The organism is Eubacterium sp. 3_1_31 (assembly GCF_964249515.1).
GTDB lineage: Bacteria > Bacillota_I > Bacilli_A > Erysipelotrichales > Erysipelotrichaceae > Longicatena > Longicatena caecimuris.
On record NZ_CAXUBY010000012.1, the window covers coordinates 49294 to 70463 of the forward strand.

General features: G+C 38.5%; 20 protein-coding genes. 4 read left to right on the top strand and 16 right to left on the bottom strand.

The window, feature by feature from the left end; all coding sequences use genetic code 11:
* Positions 1-19 precede the first annotated feature (19 nt).
* The 3 genes from ACESSZ_RS06875 to mnmM form a co-directional block, all read right to left on the bottom strand.
* Positions 20-559 (bottom strand): flavodoxin family protein, encoded by a 540-nt coding sequence (locus ACESSZ_RS06875; protein WP_008689088.1) that lies wholly within the window; start codon positions 557-559, stop codon positions 20-22.
* A gap of 176 nt (positions 560-735) precedes the next feature.
* The gene (locus ACESSZ_RS06880) at positions 736-1374 is read right to left on the bottom strand and encodes an HAD family hydrolase (RefSeq protein WP_008689090.1); all 639 of its coding nucleotides are present in this window, start codon (positions 1372-1374) and stop codon (positions 736-738) included.
* Complete coding sequence (gene mnmM, locus ACESSZ_RS06885; RefSeq protein WP_008689092.1) at positions 1371-1934, bottom strand: tRNA 5-(aminomethyl)-2-thiouridylate-methyltransferase MnmM; 564 nt, start codon at positions 1932-1934, stop codon at positions 1371-1373. The genes ACESSZ_RS06880 and mnmM overlap by 4 nt, the downstream gene beginning before the upstream one ends.
* Positions 1935-1990: 56 nt before the next feature.
* Between mnmM and ACESSZ_RS06890 the strand changes: the two genes are divergently transcribed.
* Together ACESSZ_RS06890 and ACESSZ_RS06895 are read left to right on the top strand one after the other, a co-directional pair.
* Positions 1991-3376: a CCA tRNA nucleotidyltransferase gene (locus ACESSZ_RS06890; RefSeq protein ID WP_008689094.1), complete on the top strand. Its 1386-nt coding sequence runs from the start codon at positions 1991-1993 to the stop codon at positions 3374-3376.
* On the top strand, positions 3366-3824 hold the full coding sequence (locus ACESSZ_RS06895) for a GNAT family N-acetyltransferase (RefSeq protein WP_008689096.1): 459 nt from the start codon (positions 3366-3368) through the stop codon (positions 3822-3824). Before ACESSZ_RS06890 ends, ACESSZ_RS06895 begins: the two co-directional genes overlap by 11 nt.
* A 49-nt stretch (positions 3825-3873) precedes the next feature.
* Here ACESSZ_RS06895 and ACESSZ_RS06900 read toward each other — a convergent pair whose 3' ends face one another.
* From ACESSZ_RS06900 to ACESSZ_RS06925, 6 genes are all read right to left on the bottom strand, one after another.
* On the bottom strand, positions 3874-5619 hold the full coding sequence (locus ACESSZ_RS06900) for a carbohydrate-binding domain-containing protein (RefSeq protein WP_008689098.1): 1746 nt from the start codon (positions 5617-5619) through the stop codon (positions 3874-3876).
* Complete coding sequence (locus ACESSZ_RS06905; protein ID WP_008689099.1) at positions 5609-6283, bottom strand: DUF4956 domain-containing protein; 675 nt, start codon at positions 6281-6283, stop codon at positions 5609-5611. The genes ACESSZ_RS06900 and ACESSZ_RS06905 overlap by 11 nt, the downstream gene beginning before the upstream one ends.
* Complete coding sequence (locus ACESSZ_RS06910; RefSeq protein WP_008689101.1) at positions 6265-6984, bottom strand: polyphosphate polymerase domain-containing protein; 720 nt, start codon at positions 6982-6984, stop codon at positions 6265-6267. Before ACESSZ_RS06910 ends, ACESSZ_RS06905 begins: the two co-directional genes overlap by 19 nt.
* 133 nt (positions 6985-7117) lie before the next feature.
* Complete coding sequence (locus ACESSZ_RS06915) at positions 7118-7441, bottom strand: hypothetical protein (RefSeq protein ID WP_008689103.1); 324 nt, start codon at positions 7439-7441, stop codon at positions 7118-7120.
* A gap of 145 nt (positions 7442-7586) precedes the next feature.
* On the bottom strand, positions 7587-8150 hold the full coding sequence (locus ACESSZ_RS06920) for a chromate transporter (protein WP_008689105.1): 564 nt from the start codon (positions 8148-8150) through the stop codon (positions 7587-7589).
* Positions 8147-8713 carry a chromate transporter gene (locus ACESSZ_RS06925; RefSeq protein WP_008689107.1) on the bottom strand — a complete coding sequence of 189 codons (567 nt, stop codon included), beginning with the start codon at positions 8711-8713 and terminating at the stop codon, positions 8147-8149. Before ACESSZ_RS06925 ends, ACESSZ_RS06920 begins: the two co-directional genes overlap by 4 nt.
* A gap of 100 nt (positions 8714-8813) precedes the next feature.
* On the opposite strand from ACESSZ_RS06925, the gene ACESSZ_RS06930 reads away from it, so the two are divergent.
* The gene (locus ACESSZ_RS06930) at positions 8814-9698 is read left to right on the top strand and encodes a LysR family transcriptional regulator (protein WP_008689109.1); all 885 of its coding nucleotides are present in this window, start codon (positions 8814-8816) and stop codon (positions 9696-9698) included.
* 79 nt (positions 9699-9777) lie between these two features.
* Positions 9778-10245 carry a transcription factor gene (locus ACESSZ_RS06935; protein WP_008689111.1) on the top strand — a complete coding sequence of 156 codons (468 nt, stop codon included), beginning with the start codon at positions 9778-9780 and terminating at the stop codon, positions 10243-10245.
* 257 nt (positions 10246-10502) lie between these two features.
* On the opposite strand, the gene ACESSZ_RS06940 is transcribed toward ACESSZ_RS06935, so the two are convergent.
* From ACESSZ_RS06940 to ppdK, 7 genes are all read right to left on the bottom strand, one after another.
* Positions 10503-11648: an amidohydrolase gene (locus tag ACESSZ_RS06940; RefSeq protein WP_008689113.1), complete on the bottom strand. Its 1146-nt coding sequence runs from the start codon at positions 11646-11648 to the stop codon at positions 10503-10505.
* A gap of 69 nt (positions 11649-11717) precedes the next feature.
* The gene (gene leuB, locus ACESSZ_RS06945) at positions 11718-12797 is read right to left on the bottom strand and encodes a 3-isopropylmalate dehydrogenase (RefSeq protein WP_008689115.1); all 1080 of its coding nucleotides are present in this window, start codon (positions 12795-12797) and stop codon (positions 11718-11720) included.
* Positions 12794-13285 carry a 3-isopropylmalate dehydratase small subunit gene (leuD, locus tag ACESSZ_RS06950; protein WP_008689117.1) on the bottom strand — a complete coding sequence of 164 codons (492 nt, stop codon included), beginning with the start codon at positions 13283-13285 and terminating at the stop codon, positions 12794-12796. The genes leuB and leuD overlap by 4 nt, the downstream gene beginning before the upstream one ends.
* 3 nt (positions 13286-13288) lie before the next feature.
* Complete coding sequence (gene leuC / locus ACESSZ_RS06955) at positions 13289-14551, bottom strand: 3-isopropylmalate dehydratase large subunit (protein WP_008689119.1); 1263 nt, start codon at positions 14549-14551, stop codon at positions 13289-13291.
* A 215-nt stretch (positions 14552-14766) separates the two neighbouring features.
* Entirely contained in the window at positions 14767-16455 is a 1689-nt protein-coding gene (gene leuA / locus ACESSZ_RS06960) for a 2-isopropylmalate synthase (RefSeq protein ID WP_008689120.1), read from the bottom strand.
* Positions 16456-16844: 389 nt separating this feature from the next.
* A complete protein-coding gene (pyk, locus tag ACESSZ_RS06965) occupies positions 16845-17861 on the bottom strand; it encodes a pyruvate kinase (RefSeq protein WP_008689121.1) in 1017 nt (338 codons plus the stop codon).
* 364 nt (positions 17862-18225) lie between these two features.
* Positions 18226-20853, bottom strand: a complete 2628-nt coding sequence (gene ppdK, locus ACESSZ_RS06970; RefSeq protein WP_008689122.1) for a pyruvate, phosphate dikinase — start codon at positions 20851-20853, stop codon at positions 18226-18228.
* Positions 20854-21170: the final 317 nt, after the last annotated feature.

Here is a 21170-nt window from a genome sequence, read left to right on the forward strand (position 1 = left end):
GCATGAAAGTCAAGTCACTTTATGCCTGCTTTCCTAGCTTATATGCCTGCAACAAAAATTCCTCTTTTTCCTTCATCTCATTGACATCGGTAACTCCAACACCTCGTACAACGCCTTTTAAAACCGTTTTATCAAAACACTCGATCCAACCACCAAGACTTTGTACTGTACGCTCCATGATATCTTCCTCTTCTTCAGCAGCACTCATTAGTAAATAAATATCGCGGAATTGATACTCCGCTGAAAATAGTGGATTACTGCGATCCAATAAGGTTTTCATCTGCCCACTCATCTCATAATAATAAATTGGTGTAGCAAATACGATACTATCTGCAGCTTTCATGGCCGCTAAAATAGATGTCATATCATCTTGCAACACACAGACACCACTTTTCTGACAAGCTAGACAACCGATACAGAAATGGATATTTTTATCCAACAGGCGAATATAGGTAACTTCATGTCCCGCTTCGATAGCCCCTCTGGCGAATTCCTTTGCTAATCTATCTGAATTACTGTTTTGACGAAGACTTGTTGATAAGATAACGATTTTTTTCATTAAAACACCTCCATAGTATCTTTATCCATATTATATAGTCAACTCCTATTCCAGACAAATGCTTAAATGGTAAAGTAATCTATGCCTATAAAGCATATAAGCCAAAAAAAGAGGACAATACCCAATGCACGATCCTCTAATATACTACGTTTTCTTAAATCCTGATTTATCACTACTTACTTCAAATAGGCTACAACATCACGCATATCATCAATAATGCTGTCTGCTTTGCTTTGATCAACACCGTAGCGTTCATCACGATACGCAAAGACTTTCATTCCGGCACGTCTTGCCGCTTCGATACCATAAGAAGAATCCTCGATGGCTAAACATTCCGCTGGTTTTACTCCCAAAGCCTGTGCCGTATGCAAATAAATTTCCGGATTTGGTTTGCTTTCTTCAAACATCTCACCACTGATTTTCACATCAAAACAACCATCCAAGCCACAATCTTGTTCCATCTCTTCAATCTGTGATAAGAAACTGCTGCTTGCGACTGCGGTTTTATATCCATGTTCTTTTAACCAATCCAAGGTTTCTTTTACATAAGGATTGCCGACTTCGCCATAACGAAATGGATGCTCAGCCGCATAGGCTTCATAAATTTCACTGAATTCTTTTACGCTCCAATCCTTTTCCATGATACGAATGCATTCCTCACATGTAAAGGTATAAGAACTGCCAACTAAAAAAGCTAAAAATGCATCATCTGCATGCACATTATAGCCTTCCATAAACTCCTTTAACAATCTTAAATTTTCTGGTTCGCTATCCACCAGCACACCATCCATATCAAAAATAACTGCTTTTATCATTTCTTCTTTTCCTCCCTAATACGTTGTATTGCTAAAATATAAGGTGCTTGTTTGTGATTCACCATACGCATCTGCAATACATTGAAACAATGTCCATCCAATTCTTCACACCAGCTGTTAAAATACGCACTTTCTTTTTGTCCCTGTTCATGTCCTGGATACACGACCAAAACTAGCAAGCCATGTTTATGTAAAAGCTTTAAAGCCTTTGCTACCGCTAGCTTGCTGGTATCTAGCATCGTGGTAATGGTTTCATCTCCATGGGGTAAATAACCAAAATTAAAAATACCGATATCATAACCATCAAGAAACGCATCACAATGCTCATGCCCAACAAGATGTAGCTTTGCCTTTTCTAAAAGTCCGGCTGTTTTCAGTTTTTCTTCACTCATCTTCACAGCTTCCTCTTGAATATCAAAACCATGAACAATCTTTACGTCAGAAAGTTGTGCAAGAAACAGCAAATCATTGCCCTGTCCCATCGTAAAATCAACTGCTATACTATGTTCACCTACATGTTCTTCTATCAGTTGATGTGCCATTTCAACTATTTTTTTCATTGTTTCTCCTTTTTTCCTGAACGATATCATTATATAATAACCCTGAGGTAAAAGCTATGAAAAATAACATTCCACCATCTATGATCAAGATTGTAACCATATTAAAGGAAGCTGGCTATGAAGCTTATTTTGTTGGCGGCTGTGTTCGTGATATGCTAATGCAACGTAAAACGCATGATTATGATATCACCACCAACGCCCTACCCCAAGAAACCATGCAGATTTTTGCCGCAAAAGGTTATCAAGTGATTCCTACAGGCATCAAGCATGGCACCATAACAGTTTTAGTAAACAAAGAACCTGTGGAAATCACAACCTATCGGATAGAACAAACTTATCATGATCATCGCCATCCTAGCGCAATCATCTTCACAAAGGATCTAAAAGAAGATTTAAAACGTCGCGATTTCACCATGAATGCCATTGCTTATGATCCTACTTATGGCCTTTACGATCCCTTTCATGGAGCACAAGATATTGCACAAAAACGCATTCGTTGCGTAGGTGATGCTACCACGCGGTTTCAAGAAGATGCCTTGCGTATGCTTCGTGCTTTACGCTTTTCCTGTGTCCTTGATTTCACACTTGATAAAGCGTGCGGAAAAGCCATACAGCAAAATCATAACTTATTACATTATGTTTCCAAGGAGCGTATTCGAGAAGAATTCAATCGTTTGTTAATGGGAGAAAAAGCAAATACCTTACAGCTGTTATACGACTTCCATGTACTGGATGAAATCTTACCAGGCTATAGTGCTTTGTATGGGCATGAACAAAAAACACCTTGGCATATTTACGATGTGTTTCAGCACACCGATATCGCTTTAAATCATACCAAAGGATATCCCTTAGAAAGTAAGCTTGCTATTATTTTTCATGATTGGGGCAAACCTGCTTGTGAAAGCTTTGATGATAACGGCATTGCGCATTACAAAAAGCATGCTTATGTCAGTGAACAAATCGCATATGAGCAAATGAAAGCTTTAAAGTACGATAACAAAACGATTGAAACCGTATGTCTGTTTATTCGCTATCATGATTACTATGTGCATGAAAAGCGCTCTACTTTACGACGCTTTGTTGCTCATTTCCACAATGACTTCACCTTGGCAAAACAGGCTCTAGATATCCAGCTTGCAGATGATATGGCAAAAAATCGAACAAAGTCTGATGAAAAAATCGTCATTATAAAAAGCTGTCAAAGACTTTTGTCAATCATGGAAAAAGAGAAAGATATGCTAAGCATGAAAGATTTGGCAATCAATGGCCATGATCTCATACAGCTTGGCTTTCAAGGTAAAACCATTGGCGATGTATTAAAAGCAGTTTATGAGTGGGTGTTGGAGGAGCCATCACGCAATGAAAAAGATATCTTAGAAAGATATATTAAAACAGAATTCCTTAACGTTTGTGAATACATAGGAGATGCTTATGAAAACTAAGAGATTACATATCCGAAGATTTCAACCAGATGATCTTGCGGATTTATTTAAATTACTTTCCGATAAAGAGGTTATGCGGTATTTAGAAAAACCATATACTTTAAAAAGAACAGAACAGTTTTTACAAGAAGCAGGTTTACACAAACATCCGCTTATCTTCGCAGTAGAAGATATGTGTGGAAATTTAATTGGATACATCATCTATCACCCGTATGATGAAAGCAGTTATGAAATAGGGTGGGTATTGTATAAAACAGAATGGCGAAAAGGTTATGCACAAGAATTGACCGAAGCTATGCTATGCGATGCTAAGCAAAAAAGGAAAAACTTAGTTATTGAATGTGTTCCAGAACAGGAATCAACAAAGCGCATAGCCCTTAAAAACCATTTCCGTTTTATTGATCATATAGATCATTGTGATATTTATAAATTAAATCTATTTTCGTAATGAAGCTGTTTATCAGCTTTTTCTTTTTCCTTTTTTATTATCTGCTTTTTTATGGTCTTCCGCCCCTTGGAGGCATACCACCACTGGGCTTTCCCATCATACCACTGTTTCCATAAGTGGTAATGGTTTCTTCTATCGTTAAACTGGTAAGCTTGTCACCATTTGTTGCATTCGTTGCCATGATATCACGCTTTTTATTTGCCGTACCATTTGTCATGATTTGATAAACAGCGTTTTTCTTTATATCAGAAGAGCTAATAACAATGGATTGTATCGTACGCGTAGGAACTGCACCTATCACAAACTTTCCATCAGCATCCTCTAAATATATGGCTTTTCCTGCCGCTAATGAAGCATCGACATTAAGCATTACACTGTTTTGTTTACTATTGCTAGATGGAGCCATTGCCATGCCACTACTGCCTAAGGCAATAAGTGTTCCACCATTCATTTGAAAACGGCCATCATAATCCAAAGCACTATTCCCGCCAGTATCAGGTCCCATGATAAGCAACGTACCATCTTCCATTACGATATCCTGATTGCTATCCACACCATCGCCATAAGCATCGACATACGTATATCCACCGAAAATCTCCAATACTGGATTGCCTTCTCCTGCTGCATTTATTCCATCATCGCTGGCACATACCGAAATTTTACCACCTTTAATAACGATATGTAAGGCTTCCAAGCCTTCATAGCTTTGTTTCACCTGGAGCGTACCATCCTCGATTGTAAGCTTTTGATCCGCATGGATACCATCATCATCACTCTTTAAAGTAAATGTTCCTTTTTTTATTTGTATTGTCGTATTGCTATGAATTGCATCATCATGGGCATTGATAGAGAAACTACCATTTTCAATAAGCATCGCTTTTCCACTCTTCATACCTTTACTGCTTTTTTCATCTGTCTCCTCATGATCCTTAAAATCACCCCAAGGCTGCTGATTCTGTGCCACTTCATTAACACTTCCTTCACCACTTACAATCGTGTACGTTCCATTTAAGATACGTAAGGTCGTAGCTGCCTGAATGCCATCTTGCTTTGCTGTGATATGAAAAGTTCCTTTTTCAAGGATCATGGCACCTTTTTCCTGATTCGTCGTTACGAATCCATCTTTATTGGCTTTGATCGTATATGTGCCATCGCAAATATACAATGCATCTTTCCCTTTTACTGCATCATTAGCTGCGCTTATCTGTAAGTTTGCATCTAGCAATTTCAGTTTATCTTTGCTTTGAATACCATTTTTATATGAGGCATTCACCTGTAATTCGCCACTGCCATTGATGGTCAAATCAGCCTTGCTAAAGATGGCTGCCGTCGGTTCTTTATCTGTATTGACTTCATAGCTATCCGTGTCAGTTATACTATTTTTAGTTCCTTGTGGTAAGGATAGTATGACCTTCTTTGCCTTTTTTACATAAATAGGTGCTGTAGAAGCACTTTGTATGCTAGCATTCTGTAATACAATACGCACTACATCATTCTCCTTGGCATCTACGATGATACTGTGCTTCTGTAAACTCCCTTCTAAAACATAACAACCAGCACTTGTAATCTTGACATCTGTGGTTTGGGAAGATAATGCAATGGTCGTTGTTTCTTCCGTTTGATAATCGCTGTAATAATCATTTTCCTTAAAGACATCTAAGCTGCTTTTCTTTGATGTCGTTTCTTTAGTGGCGGATGTTGTTTTTTTCGTTGTTGCTTCTTGTGATTGTGTACAACCACTCAAGCATAATATCATCATGATACATAAAAAGGTTTTCTTTGTTCTATAGTTCATCTACATTCACCTGTCTTCTTGCACAGATTACGCTTAAATTCCCATTTCTAACCCGAATCGCGTCAATCATTTCTTTTTCCATCATGCTATCCTTTAATTCTATCTCATATAGCAATTCAATCATGGAGCCTAACTGCATGGTCTTTACCCGTATTAACTCTTGCTTCTTCGTATACGTTGCTAAAATATCCGTAAAAACTTCTGTGTAATCTAAATCTTCAGGAATGACGATCTTTAATTCTTTAAACTGCGTGGATGGTTTTAATAAAGGGATTTTTTGTAAAGCGATGGAAAATATAGATATCAATAAACTCATAAAAAAAGCAAAACTAACAAAGCCCATACCGATGGCTAAGCCGATGGACATCGCAAAGAAGATAAAGGTAATCTCACGGCTGCTGCCAGGCACTGATCGAAAACGAACCAAAGAAAAGGCTCCTACAACTGCAACACCAGTACCTAGATTTCCATTCACCATCATGATAACAAACTGGACCAAGGAAGGTAAAATAGCCAGCGTTAACATAAAATTACGCGAAGCCACATGCTGTATACGATAAACTAAAGCAATCAAAATGCCTAAACCTAGTGCACTAAAGGTACAGATAACTCCCTGTCCTATCGTTAATCCTTCACTTAAATCTGTTAAAATGCTTGTAAACATGTTTGTCTTCCACCTTTCTGTTTTGCTTCCTTCATTACGATATTGGCAACTTTAGAAAAAGAAGTTGGATAAATCTGCAGCTTAGATAAAGCCTCTACCAACCAAAAGGGATAACTTCCACATGCTTTGATTTCCATCAGCACTTGATCTTTTTCAAATAAAGGAAATGTCCCTTCTTCATCCTGTAAATTTAACTTATGCATGCGTCCTCTGATGTGTTTGTCAAATGTAATGCGTAATCCTGGTTCTTGCTTACCTACATAAGAGCATCGATCGTAGGCGATATATACTTTAGGTAAAGCTGCATGAAAGGCTAGTGCATAACACAATTCACGTGCAATCTGTGAATCCTTTCGATCATGTCGTTCTAGCATATACATGGCTTCCTGCAAAGGCAGTTCTAACCGTCGCTTACATACGGTTTGTCTATATTTTTTCTTTATTTCCAGAAAAACCATACTATTATCTTTTAAGCTCATTGGTGCATAACTACGCAACCGTAATTTTTCTTTATATAACGGCTTCTGCATAGAAGTTGTAATCATATGATAATCATCTCCATCTAGATATAAATTATAAATATGACTGGTTGGATATATATCCTTCATAAGATAGGGTGCTATCTGCGTAAAGATCGTTTCATAAACAGCTGTTGATAATACATATTTCTTTTCTACCCGTTGAATCGTCTGTTGTTTCATTCTCATCACCTCCACTTAAGCATATCGAAGTTTAGCGATGTAAAGATGGCTGTTGTCTGAAGATTATGTGAAAATACTGTTTGCATTTGTTCTTTTTGCTTCTTTCAACACAACTATGAAAAAAAGCATGATGTCATGCTTTCGTCGTATTCGTCTTACTAAGTTTTGCTAGATCCTCACAAAGAGCATCTAAGGTTTCTTCATCCAGCTGTGATAAAATATAGCTATGGTAACGACAATACTTCCTTTTGATATCTTGTATCGTTGCCAACTCATTTGGATCGTCTATCCGATTTTCTAAAACCGTTAAAACATCACCGCATAATTGAATCGGACGATCATAGATCATCGTAATATCTGTTAGCTCCTTTATTTGTATATCTGTGCGTATGCGCATCGCCTGTTGTAAATGCTCTTCCATTCGTACTGCTTTTGTATGTATCTGAAAACCTTTCATAACTATCGCCATCCTTTCTGATAGTTTCATTTTAGAATACTTTGTGACAATATCTATGTAACAATAAAAAAATACCTAAAGTTTTTATTTACTTTAGGTCATAAACTTATCGTTCCTATAAATAGTCTTCTAAATAGCTTTATGCTTAACTTATGCCAAAAAATGAAAGTAGTACAGCACCTACACCACATAAAAACATAACGACGATCGGACTTTTTTTATACTTGCGCAAGATAAAGAAAGCAACAGCAAACAAGCCAACACTTTCCCAGCTGATGGTTGCTAACTGCATTTTTCCATCCGGCCAGAAAGCTGACATTGCTAATGATAAACCTGCACTGGCGATCAAGGCAACAACTGCTGGTCTTAAGCCTTTTAAGACCGCTTGTATGGTATCCAACTGACGATATTTATAATAGATAAATGCCAGGGTTAAAACAATGATGAAACTAGGAATTACCACACCGACACTTGCCACGATAGCACCGGGCAAGCCCGCTATTTTCGTACCGACAAACGTAGCACCATTGATAGCGATAGGACCAGGCGTCATTTGTGAGATCGTTAAAATATCCGCAAACTCACGCATCGTGATCCAATGATGTAAATCAACAACCTGACTTTGGATGATTGGCAAAGCTGCATATCCACCGCCAATACTAAGCAAGCCGATCTGTAAAAAGCTTAACAATAACTGTAAATAAATCATTGAATTGGCCTCCTTTTCGCATAACGTTCAATTAGAAAACCAAGAATTCCACAGCCAATGATGATAATTAACAAATGCAGATGCAATACCACATTCGCAAAAAAAGCTATTAACATGACGGCAATATAAATTTTCTGAGGTTGTGACGCCACTTCTTTTGCCATCGTCCAAACAACATCGCAAATTACAGCCGCAACACCTGCCTGCATACCAAATAACATGATCTGAATCCATTTAATGGATACAAAGGCCTCATAAAAATAAGAAATTACAGAAAGAATGATCAAAGGCGGCAAGATTGTTCCAAAAACAGTAACAAGTGCCCCCAAGACACCACCACAGCGATATCCGATAATGACAGATGCATTTACTGCTAACGCTCCAGGACTGGACTGGGCGATTGCTACCATGTCCATCATTTCTTTCTCATCAATCCATTTCAGCTTTTCCACAAATTCCTTACGCATCAAAGGAACTATGACATAACCGCCACCAAATGTGAATGCACTCAAATAAAATGTTGAGGTAAACAATTTTCTATATAAAGTAAAATTTCTTTCCATTCCATCACCTTCTGCTTTTATTATATGCTTTCTTAGTTTATAATGAAAATAGTATTATCATATATAGTTTATAAGATTTTATTATGAAAGGGGCTTTTTTATGACATTACGACACTTACGCATCTTTGCGGCTGTTTGTAGATGTGGCAGCGTTACAAAAGCTGCTGCTATGCTCCACATTGCACAGCCTAGCGTATCCTTAGCCATTCGCGAATTGGAAGAATACTATCAAATCACCTTGTTTGATCGTATATCACGCAAGCTTTATATCACAGAACAAGGTGAACGCCTTTTAAAGTATGCAACACATATCACCTCTTTATTCAATGAAATGGAGGAATCCATTCAAAGTGTCAGTGAATATGAACCATTGCATATTGGCTCTAGTATCACCATAGCGAACTCTTTTCTATGTGATTTTCTTGCCCAATATCAACAAAATTATCCAAAACGAAACTGTCAGGTTTTAATTGAAACAAGCGCTATGCTGGAAAGTAAGATCTTAAACAATGAATTAGATCTAGCAATGGTAGAAGGTATCCCAACACATCCATCCATAGAAAAATTACCTTTCTTTCAAGATGAGCTGGTCATCTTATGTGCCAATGAGCATCCGTTTACCAAACATGAACATTTAAGTTTTGCGGATCTCTTGCAAGAACCTTTTTTGTTAAGAGAACGCAGCAGTGGTACCAGAGCTGTCATTGATTCTATCCTACAGCTTTACAATATGAATGTCACTCCTATTTGGGAAAGTGCCAGTACCAGAGCTTTGGTAAAAGGAGTGCAACGAGGCTTTGGCATTTCCATATTGCCCTATCAGATGGTGAAAGAAGACTTACAAAACCAATCCATCCAGCGTCTGTATGTAGAAGACATTAATCTGCAGCGTAAATATTTCATTATCTATCATCACAATAAATATGTTACTCCTGCCATGCAGGATTTCATCAACATTGCTTTACAGGTAACAACCTTACAATAATGATATTCATACTGCCTGTATCCTATGGTATACTTAAAAATGTGATAAAACAAAATGAAAATAGGAGGTCTTATACTTTATGAAAACAACTACATGTCCCATTTGTGCATACACCCTTGATGATACCAATGATGAAATCATCTATTGTCCTGTATGCGGTACTGATTTAATAAAGGTAAACAGTGAAAAGATTATAAGAAATTCGCCAGGCACTTATACTATGGAGGATAAGCAATTTTTTGGAAAAATGAGTGCAAATGCGACGATCATACTTACGAATCAGCGCTTTCTTGTCATACCGGAAAAATTAGAGGGTTTTAATCGTTCCACGGTTCTCACTGCTTCCATCATGAATAAAATTACAAGTAATTATGGTGTAGTTTCGGTTCCTATTACAATGATAAAGGAAGTACGTGATGGAAAATTCGGTCTGTTGGGAAAAGCTTTGATTGTTGAAACGAAAGAAGCAAATGTGATTAAAATCACCGCACCGAAATTAAAAGAATGGAAAGAAGTATTAAGTAACACCCTACAAGCTTCTTCATAACAAGAAAGATAATAAGAGACAAAGCAAAAGAAGATTAGCAAAGCTATTTAATTGATGATGTAATAGCTTGTAATCTTCTTTTTTCCTATATCATCTACACTTTTTGCTTGTTATTTACCCTTCATGAGCCCATTCACAAATAGTTCTTTTAACATCATCAATACAATAAAACATCTTCCAAAATTGATATGTATTTTTCAAATACTGTGATTCTCTCAAATACGTAAAGTAATAACAGTTCTACTTGCTGTTCTTTCTTATGCCTTGGAATAAACGATTTCCCCATCAATAATGGTATGGTATACCGTTGTTTGCGGATCCAATATAGAACCATCACATATTACCATATCTGCATCCTTACCAACCTTTAAGCTGCCAATGCGCTCATCCAAGCCTAATATTTTTGCTGCATTAATGGTAATCGCCTTGACTGCTTCTATTTCCGGTAATCCTTCTTTCATCGCCAATCCTGCACACAATGGCAAATATTCCTGAGGTACTACCGGAGAATCCGTAGTTATCGCAATCAGAATACCTTCTTTATATAATTCATAAGGTGTTTTAAAAGATTTATTAGCTAACTCATATTTTGATTTGTGGGTTAAGGAAGGTCCAACAATTGCCGCAAAACCGCTGTCTTTTATTTGTTTCTTAATTATTTCCCCATCCGTACAATGATCCAAAGTCACCTTAATATCAAATTCTTTCGCAATTCTTAAAACAGTTAAGATATCATCACAGCGATGGGCATGGCATTTTAAAGGCAGTTCCCTCTGAATCACCGGAATCATCGCTTCTAGTTTCATGTCAAAAGCAGGCATCTTCGTGATATCCCCTTGTGCTGCTTCTTTTCTTGCAAGATATTCCTTGGTCTTAAATAAGGTTTCTCTTAATAAAGCAGCTACGTTCATTCGTGTTTTGATACGAGAATCCTGATACACACGTTTTGGATTTTCACCAAAAGCACATTTCATAGCGACCGGATTTTTAATTGCCATTTCATCCATGCTGACACCATACGTCTTATATGCAACAAAGGTTCCGCCAATGACATTGGCACTTCCAGGACCAGCCGCTACTGTTGTAATACCGGCATTACGAGCATTTACAATCGTTTCATCCAACGGATAGCAGCCATCAATGCCTCTTACCTGCGGTGTGATAGGATCACTGCTCTCATTTACATCATTACCTTCACTGCGAATGGCACTTTCTTCCATACCTAAATGACAATGAGCTTCTACCATTCCCGGGTAAACGCGTTTTCCATTCAAATCAATGCATACTTCATCTTCCGTTTCCACATGCCCGATTGCCGCAATTCGCCCATTTTGAATTAAGATATCGCCTTTTATGACCTGTTCTTCTTCCATTGTATAAATCTGTGCATTTTTTAATAACATTATCCATTCTCCTTTTATTTATAACTTATTTATTACCCTAATACTTCTTATGACAAAAGACATAGTTGCCTATGCCTTATTCAAATATTCGACGATTTTATCTCCCATCTCGCTGCAAGACAGATGTTTTTTCCCGTCTTCCATGATATCGGATGTGCGATAGCCATCTGCTAATACATCTTCTACTGCTTTTTCTATTTGCGCATATTCCGTATCTAAATCGAATGCATATTTCAACATCATACCTGCCGCTAAGATCGTTCCGATCGGATTCGCAATATTTTGCCCTGCAATATCTGGTGCAGAACCATGGATTGGCTCATACATACCACGCTTGCTATCCCCTAAAGATGCACTTGGAATCAAACCGATACTACCAGTAATCATGCTTGCTTCATCACTTAAGATATCACCGAACATATTTTCTGTGACGACAACATCAAACTGCGCAGGATTTTTTACGATTTGCATCGCCGTATTATCTACCAGCATATCCGCAACCTCAACATCGGGATATTCCTTGGCAACTTCATGTACGACCTTACGCCATAAACGTGAGGTATCTAATACATTTGCTTTATCCACAGATATGACCTTATGATGACGTTTACAGGCAGTTTGGAAAGCCGTATGGGCAATGCGGCGGATCTCATGTTCCGCATAATTCATATGATCACTTGCGACAAGTTCGCCATTGATTTCTTCTGTCTTCTTTTCCCCAAAGTATACACCACCGATTAACTCCCGTACGACCATAAAATCAATACCTTTTGCTACAATATCCTGACGTAATGGCGATGCATCTGCAAGTTGCGGAAAGATTTTAGCTGGACGTAAGTTTGCATACAAGCCCAATTCCTTACGAATACCCAACAAGGCCTTTTCAGGACGAATACTAGGATCTACATCATCCCATTTAGGACCGCCAACAGCGCCTAATAAAACCGAATCAGAATTCAAACATTGCTGCAGACTTTCTTCTGGTAGGCTTTTACCAAATTGATCAATGGCACAGCCACCTGCAATGACATGCGTATACGTAAATTCATGATCATACTTTTCAGCAATACAATCTAACACTTTAATAGCTTCTTTTACAATTTCCGGACCTATTCCATCTCCGGGAACTACTGCGATATGTTTTTTCATTCCTTCCCCTCCTTGATAGCATTCATCAAACCATTATGTTTCATAATGTTTTGGATAAAAGCAGGAAATGGTTCTGCTTGATAACTTTCCCCTTTTGTATGATTGATAATTTCACCTGTATCGAAATTAATTTCAATTTCATCCGCAGTATCGATTCGCTCACTGGCTTTCGGACATTCTAATATCGGCAAGCCGATATTGATAGCGTTGCGATAAAAGATACGGGCAAAACTTTTTGCAATCACGCAGGAAATTCCACTAGCCTTAATGGCAATTGGTGCATGCTCTCTTGAAGATCCACAACCGAAATTAAACCCTGCCACCATAATATCGTTGGCTTTTACTTTATTTACAAAATCCGCATCAATATCACACATACATTTTTCGGCCAGTTCTTTTGGATCACTAGTATTCAAATAACGTGCCGGAATGATAACATCCGTATCTACATTATCACCATATTTATGTGCATAACCTTTTGTTTCCATCCTTTATTCTCCTTCCCAAACAGCAATATGACCGGCGATTGCACTTGCCGCAGCCGTTGCCGGACTTGCCAGATATACTTCAGATTCCACATGTCCCATACGTCCGACAAAGTTACGATTTGTCGTTGCTACACAGCGTTCCCCTTCAGCTAAGATTCCCATATAGCCGCCTAAACAAGGGCCACAGGTTGGTGTTGATACTACACAGCCAGCATCGATAAAGATTTCCATATACCCACGTTTCATACATTCTTTATAAATAGCTTGCGTTGCCGGTATGATAATCGTACGTACTCCTTTTGCCACATGCTTTCCTTTTAGAATTTTTGCCGCTGTTTCCATATCAGATAGGCGACCGTTCGTACAAGAACCGATGACGACCTGATCAATGACGATGTTTTCTTTTATATCCTCCATCGTTTTCGTATTTTCTGGCAGATGTGGAAACGCAATTGTCGGTTTAATGGCACTAAGATCAATATGATATACGTTTGCATAGTCTGCATCACTATCTGCTTCATATGTTTTATATGGACGATGAACACGCTCTTTCACATAAGCTTCGGTAATTTCATCATAGGCAAAGATACCATTTTTTGCCCCTGCTTCAATTGCCATATTGGCCATCGCTAAGCGATCATCGATTGTCAAATTTCGCAAACCAACACCGCTAAATTCCATAGACTTATATAAAGCACCATCTACACCAATCATTCCGATGATATGAAGTATGACATCCTTCCCACTGACATTCGGCGCTAATTTCCCACGCAAATCAAACTTGATCGCTTCAGGAATTTTAAACCAACATTTGCCCGTTGCCATACCGGCTGCCATATCGGTACTGCCTACACCTGTTGAAAATGCATTTAAAGCTCCATACGTACATGTGTGTGAATCTGCTCCAATGATACATTCTCCAGGACCGACGATGCCTTTTTCTGGCAATAACGCATGTTCAATGCCCATTTCGCCTACATCATAAAAGTGTTTGATGTTCTTTGCGTATGCGAAGGTACGGCAAGCTTTACATTGCTGCGCAGCTTTAATATCCTTGTTCGGCGCGAAGTGATCCATCACCATCGTCACCCTACCAGGATCAAATACCTGTTCAAATCCATACTTCTCAAATTCTTTAATAGCAACCGGTGATGTGATATCATTCCCTAATACCATATCAAGATCAACTTCAATCAGTTGTCCGGCTTTGACCTCAGCAACATGTGCATGCTCTGCTAAGATCTTTTGTGTCATTGTCATACCCATTTTGTTTTACCTCCTACACGATGTACATGAAGTACATTGAAATATCGTCTTTTTGTTCACTATGATATAAAACTTTTGTATTATTCTTGCTTGTATGTTTTCATACGCGAAGCCAATCCTTATGCAGATGGCTCTATTGTCTCTATCTTTTCTTATTAGAATCTTTACTATCCCCTTATCAGAGACAACCCTTTACTGTAGTTAATCAATTTCCCCTAGTTCTGTTGTTGTGTTGCTCGTTTTTGTATAACAGCTCGATTAATAGCCGCAAATAAGGCCTTCACACTGGAAGCGATAATATCCTCATGTAAACCGACACCCCATTGGTTCTTTTGGCGACAGTCAATGATTTTGACATAAGATACTGCCTTAGAAGTAGATCCCTTGCTTAAGGCATGTTCTTTATAATCTAAGATATCAAATGTTAGATTCATGTTATCACGCAAAGCGTTGCTAGCAGCATCTAAACGTCCATTTCCAACACCGGTAATGTATCGATTCATCCCTTCATAGGTGATGTTCATCGTACAAGTAACTTTATCATTTTCCCTTATAAAATGATAATCGTTTAACGCATAAGGTGCATTCACATTCATATATTCTTTTTGGAATAAATCATTGATTTCATTTGGCAGCAATTCCTTATGTTCATGATCGCTCACATTCTTCATGAAATAGCCAACTTCTTCTCGCATATCATTTGGAAGTTCATAGCCATAATATTCTTCCAGCATATAACCAACGCCGCCTTTGCCACTTTGTGAATTGATGCGAATGACATCTGTCTCATACACTCTGCCGACATCTCTTGGATCAATTGGCAAATATGGAACGGTCCAGTGTTGTGGGTCTTTGGCATCGCGATAATGCATCCCTTTCGCAATAGCATCCTGATGTGAACCGGAGAATGCCGCAAATACCAATTGCCCGGCATAAGGCTGACGCATACCGACTTTCATGCGTGTACAGGCTTCATATACCTCAACGATATGAGGCATATTTGAAAAATCCAATTCAGGATCGACTCCCATCGCATACATATTCATTGCTAAAGTGACAATATCGACATTTCCAGTACGTTCGCCATTACCGAATAAGGTACCTTCAATACGATCAGCACCTGCTAAAATACCCATCTCTGTATCCGCAACACCACAGCCACGATCATTATGCGGATGAAGGGAAACCACAACATTTTCCCGATAGTTCATATGCTTACACATGTATTCGATTTGACTGGCATACACATGTGGCATGCTCATTTCCACGGTTACCGGAAGATTAATGATAACCTTGTTATCCGCTGTAGGCTGCCAAACGTCCAAGACCGCATTGCATACTTTTAAAGCATAATCGACTTCGGTTCCTGTAAAGCTTTCCGGAGAATATTCAAAGCGATAATTTCCACCATCTTCTTCGGTCAGCTGTTTTAACAGTTTTGCCCCTTCTACCGCAATCTTTAATACTTCTTCTTTGCTTTTCTTAAACACCTGTTCCCTTTGTGCATAAGATGTGGAATTGTATAAATGAATCACAGCATTTTTTGCACCTTTCACTGCTTCAAAGGTACGGCGGATGATATGCTCACGTGCTTGTGTCAGCACCTGGATCGTAACATCCTCTGGAATGCGGTTCTCATCGATAAGTTTCCGTAAGAATTCAAATTCGGTTTGTGAGGCTGCAGGAAAGCCAATTTCAATTTCTTTAAAACCAATTTCTACTAGTAATTCAAAGAAATCCAGTTTTTCATCTAAGCTCATTGGCACGATCAATGCTTGATTGCCATCTCGTAAATCAACACTGCACCATGTTGGTGCTTTCTCAATATATTCTTTTTTGGTCCAATCCATACAATCCGTTGGAGGCATATAATATTGCCGTTTGTACTTTTGATATCCTTCCATGTGATGTCCTCCTCTTTCTACCTTGTAATAAAAAAGCCTTCCATCTTCTTATTTTGAAGACGGAAAGCTGTCTGCTTTATCCGCGGTACCACTTCACTTGATGAACACTCATCCACTTAGTTCTTATCCTGTTGAATAAGAGCTCAATGATAACGGTAGAGCAGTCCCGGTGATGCTTACTTATGCAATGCATGTTCAGATCACAGCTCACGGGTGAGTTGATTCCAGTGTCCACATGCCTTTCACCAGCCGGCAATTCTCTACGGTGTGACGTATCTTTCATCTGGTCCCGATCAATGCTATTTCATCATTACCAAAAGGATATATCATTCTATGTAAAATGTCAACAGAAAAAGTAAATTTCATTTAATTTTTTTCTGAAAATATTTTCAATGTTGAATTTTCTGATTTGCTGCTTCCCTTTTCAATACGTTTTGAGCCGAACGTGCCGTTTGTGCAAAAAATGACATAGCTTCTTTCGGATAAGCTCCAGCTGCTGTTTCTCCTGTCAGCATAATTCCAGATGCACCATGATATACCGCATAAAAAATATCACTCACCTCAGAGCGTGTAGGCGTTGGTTGTGTCATCATAGAATGCAACATCTGTGTTACGACCATATAAGGCTTATGATAAGCATGACAAATATCCTGGATATGTTTTTGTACCATCGGCAATTCATACAATGGCATGGCATTGCCTAAATCTCCACGTGCTATCACAATATGATCGCAATAGGGCAGCAATTCTGTTAAATGTCTGACTCCATCCATGTTTTCAATCTTTGCATAAATTTCTAAAGATTCCGCATCCAATTCTCTCACTATTTGTTTCAATGCTTTTAAATCTTCTGCATTTCTGACAAAAGGCTGCATAATACCCGTAATTCCATATTTTTTAGCCAGGCGCAGATTTTCCATATCACTTGGTGTCAAAACCGGCATCTGGATATGCTGATGCGGCAGTGCCAAAGATTTTCTAGAAGTGAGTTCACCACCATGAAGAACCTTACAAATAATATTTTTTCCTTTTACTTCCTGCACTTCCAATAAGAATTTACCATCGTCTAATAAAATCCTTTGCCCAACCGGTACATGTCCATAAACTTGTTCAGGAACTGCTATTTCTGTTCCCAAACAAACGATACCTCCTTCGATTAAATGTATAGGCTTATCTAATTTTCCTATACGCAATTCCGGCCCTTTCATATCGATCAACAGTTTTGGTTCCACATTTGCTTCTCCTGCGGCCTCATGTAAGATTGTCAGCCATTCTTGACTATCTGTTAAATTCACATGTGATAAATTCAATCGAATACCATTCATACCACTGAAAAACATCTGTTTCAGTATTTCTTTGTTTGCACATGCTGGACCTAATGTACCATAAATTTCTAATTTTTCCATATACCCTCACACTATTTCTTTTTTTACATTATAACAAAGCCGCTCAAAAATAACTATTAGATTTTTTATGAATCTATATCATAAACGTGAACGATACCACCTAGTATCACTTACCGTGTTTTTTAACCTTAACATGTGATGCGGCATAACCGTTTTATCCGATTTGCTGTTTTCCTTTATCTTTCGATAATATTAGAAGTCACAATCATGATGTTTTGCATCATCTAAAGCAATTTTAAAGGAAGTATCACTTTCTCATAAATTTTCTTTCACTAAAAAGAAAAAGGAAGCGTTAAAATCATTAATGACGATTTATGACTTTAATCTTCCTTATTTGATATTAGGAAATTACTATTCCATAAGTTTATCCGTTCGTAATAGCGGCCTGTGCTGCAGCTAAACGTGCAATTGGTACACGGAATGGGCTACAGGATACATAGGTCAATCCCATACGATGACAGAAGTCGATAGAACTTGGATCTCCACCATGTTCACCACAAATACCAAGCTTGATGTTTGGACGTGTTTTACGTCCGCCGGCTACTGCCAGTTCGATAAGTTTGCCGACACCCTTTTGGTCAACTCTGGCAAATGGATCTTGTTCAAAGATTTTCTTTTCATAGTAATCATTCAAGAATCCACCGGCATCATCACGAGAGAAACCAAATGTCATCTGTGTTAAGTCGTTTGTACCAAAGCTAAAGAATTCAGCTTCTTCGGCAATTTCATCTGCCAATAATGCTGCACGAGGAATTTCGATCATGGTACCAACATGGTATTTCATATCAATATTTTCTCTTGCTAAAATTTCATCTGCTGTACGTACGACAACATCTTTTACATATTTCAATTCTGCTTTATCACCAACTAATGGAATCATGATTTCCGGTTCAATGTTCCAATCCGGATGTTTTTTGTTTACATTAATTGCTGCTTCAATAACCGCTGTTGTCTGCATTTCGGCAATTTCCGGATAAGAGATAGCCAAACGACAACCACGATGTCCCATCATAGGGTTAAATTCATGAAGTCCACTGATAACATTTTTCAATTCATCCAGATCGATCTTCATATCTTTTGCTAACTGTGCAATATCATAAGAGCTTGTTGGTAAGAATTCATGCAGAGGTGGATCCAAATAACGAATGGTTACCGGCATACCTTGCATTGCTTCATAAATACCTTCAAAGTCGCCTCTTTGCATAGGCAATAATTTCGACAGCGCTTTTCTTCTTTGACCTTCTGTCTTAGAAACGATCATTTCACGAACCGCTTTGATACGATCACCTTCAAAGAACATATGTTCCGTACGAACCAAACCAATACCTTCCGCACCGAACTTCACTGCCTGTTGTGCATCACGAGGCGTATCGGCATTTGTACGAACCTTTAACGTCCGGCGTTCATCTGCCCAATTCATGAAACGTTCAAAGTCACCGGAGATTTCTGCTGGCACAGTCTTGATCTTTTCACCATACACATTACCAGTAGAACCATCTAGAGAAATATAGTCGCCTTTATTATAGCGGTTTCCTTTTACTTCAAAATATTTTTCTTCTTCATTAATCGCGATATCACCACAACCGGATACGCAGCAAGCACCCATACCACGAGCTACGACAGCTGCATGAGATGTCATACCACCGCGCACGGTTAAGATACCTTCAGATACATGCATACCTTCAATATCTTCCGGAGAAGTTTCCAAACGAACTAAGATAACCTTATGTCCTAATGCTGTTTCCGCGATTGCTTCTTCAGCAGAGAAAACGATCTGTCCGCAAGCTGCACCAGGAGAAGCAGGCAATGCCGATGCAATTGGTTTTGCCTTCTTTAAAGCTTCTGCATCAAATTGTGGATGTAATAAGGCATCCAACTGTTTAGGTTCTACCATCATCAATGCTTCATCTTTGGTGATCATACCTTCATCTACCATGTCACAAGCAATCTTTAATGCGGCAGCTGCTGTACGTTTACCATTACGCGTCTGCAACATGAATAGATTACCTTTTTCAATCGTAAATTCCATATCCTGCATATTCTTGTAATGTTTTTCTAAGGTAGAACAGATTTCTACAAACTTATCATAAGCAGCAGGTGCAATTACCTTTAATTGATCAATGGTCTGTGGTGTACGGATACCGGCTACAACATCTTCGCCCTGCGCATTCATCAAGAATTCACCATACAGCTTGTTTTCACCGGTACTTGGATTACGTGTAAAGGCAACACCGGTACCGCAATCATCACCCATATTACCAAATACCATCATCTGCACATTTACCGCAGTTCCCCAATCACCCGGAATATCGTTCATCTTACGATAGAAAATCGCACGTTGGTTGTTCCAAGAACGGAAAACAGCTTCGATTGCACGATACAATTGTTCTTTAGGATCCGATGGGAATTCCTCATCTAGAGATTCCTGATAGAACTTCTTAAAGCGTTTTACCATGACCTTCATATCTTCAGCATCTAATTCCGTATCCTGTTCAACGCCCTTTGTTTCTTTCATTTCATCAATGATCTCTTCAAATTTAGCCTTGTTTAAACCCATGACAACATCAGCAAACATCTGAATAAAACGGCGGTAAGAGTCATAAGCGAAACGAGGATTGTCCATCAGCTTGGCAACACCTTCTACCACTTCATCATTCATACCTAAATTTAAAATGGTATCCATCATGCCTGGCATAGATGCACGCGCACCAGATCTTACGGATACTAACAATGGATTCTTTGGATCACCAAACTGTTTTCCAGCCAGTTCTTCCAATTTCATTAAATATTCAAAAATTTCTTTGCGAATTCCTTCATTAATAGTTTCATTGTCTGCATAGTACTGATTGCAGGCTTCGGTTGTGACTGTGAAACCATAAGGCACAGGCATTCCAAGATTCATCATCTCTGCCAGATTGGCACCTTTACCACCAAGCAGCTCACGCATGTTTTCATTTCCTTCACTGAAAAGGTAAACATACTTTTTACTCATCAAGCATTCCTCCTCTTATGTAATCGTTTACATTTACTTGCTTACATTATACCAAAGTTTCGTGTGTTTTCCTAGTGCTAATTTCACTATCCCTTCCTTTCTCACTCGCTAAAAACTAATAACAGCTTATGAACAAAGGTTTTTTCGCATGCTAAAATAATTTCGACAAAATTCGCAAAATTTAAAGGACAAGTTCCAGTCATAATAAAAAATAGCTACTCCATTCGCATGTAAGTACCTTTTCGTTTTTGATAAGGTACTTACATGCATTACACGAACAAAAGAAACGCTTCTATATGCTCACTATGTTTGCCGTA

Bases quoted from the DNA above. Each gene is read 5' to 3' on its own strand.
- ppdK (WP_008689122.1), bottom strand. From the start codon at position 20,853: ATGAGTAAAAAGTATGTTTACCTTTTCAGTGAAGGAAATGAAAACATG.
- leuA (WP_008689120.1), bottom strand. From the start codon at position 16,455: ATGGAAGGATATCAAAAGTACAAACGGCAATATTATATGCCTCCAACG.
- ACESSZ_RS06895 (WP_008689096.1), top strand. From the start codon at position 3,366: ATGAAAACTAAGAGATTACATATCCGAAGATTTCAACCAGATGATCTT.
- leuB (WP_008689115.1), bottom strand. From the start codon at position 12,797: ATGAAAAAACATATCGCAGTAGTTCCCGGAGATGGAATAGGTCCGGAA.
- ACESSZ_RS06910 (WP_008689101.1), bottom strand. From the start codon at position 6,984: ATGAAACAACAGACGATTCAACGGGTAGAAAAGAAATATGTATTATCA.
- ACESSZ_RS06935 (WP_008689111.1), top strand. From the start codon at position 9,778: ATGAAAACAACTACATGTCCCATTTGTGCATACACCCTTGATGATACC.
- ACESSZ_RS06930 (WP_008689109.1), top strand. From the start codon at position 8,814: ATGACATTACGACACTTACGCATCTTTGCGGCTGTTTGTAGATGTGGC.
- pyk (WP_008689121.1), bottom strand. From the start codon at position 17,861: ATGGAAAAATTAGAAATTTATGGTACATTAGGTCCAGCATGTGCAAAC.
- ACESSZ_RS06940 (WP_008689113.1), bottom strand. From the start codon at position 11,648: ATGTTATTAAAAAATGCACAGATTTATACAATGGAAGAAGAACAGGTC.
- ACESSZ_RS06900 (WP_008689098.1), bottom strand. From the start codon at position 5,619: ATGAACTATAGAACAAAGAAAACCTTTTTATGTATCATGATGATATTA.
- mnmM (WP_008689092.1), bottom strand. From the start codon at position 1,934: ATGAAAAAAATAGTTGAAATGGCACATCAACTGATAGAAGAACATGTA.
- ACESSZ_RS06920 (WP_008689105.1), bottom strand. From the start codon at position 8,150: ATGATTTATTTACAGTTATTGTTAAGCTTTTTACAGATCGGCTTGCTT.
- ACESSZ_RS06880 (WP_008689090.1), bottom strand. From the start codon at position 1,374: ATGATAAAAGCAGTTATTTTTGATATGGATGGTGTGCTGGTGGATAGC.
- ACESSZ_RS06875 (WP_008689088.1), bottom strand. From the start codon at position 559: ATGAAAAAAATCGTTATCTTATCAACAAGTCTTCGTCAAAACAGTAAT.
- leuC (WP_008689119.1), bottom strand. From the start codon at position 14,551: ATGGGTATGACAATGACACAAAAGATCTTAGCAGAGCATGCACATGTT.
- ACESSZ_RS06905 (WP_008689099.1), bottom strand. From the start codon at position 6,283: ATGTTTACAAGCATTTTAACAGATTTAAGTGAAGGATTAACGATAGGA.
- leuD (WP_008689117.1), bottom strand. From the start codon at position 13,285: ATGGAAACAAAAGGTTATGCACATAAATATGGTGATAATGTAGATACG.
- ACESSZ_RS06915 (WP_008689103.1), bottom strand. From the start codon at position 7,441: ATGAAAGGTTTTCAGATACATACAAAAGCAGTACGAATGGAAGAGCAT.
- ACESSZ_RS06925 (WP_008689107.1), bottom strand. From the start codon at position 8,713: ATGGAAAGAAATTTTACTTTATATAGAAAATTGTTTACCTCAACATTT.
- ACESSZ_RS06890 (WP_008689094.1), top strand. From the start codon at position 1,991: ATGAAAAATAACATTCCACCATCTATGATCAAGATTGTAACCATATTA.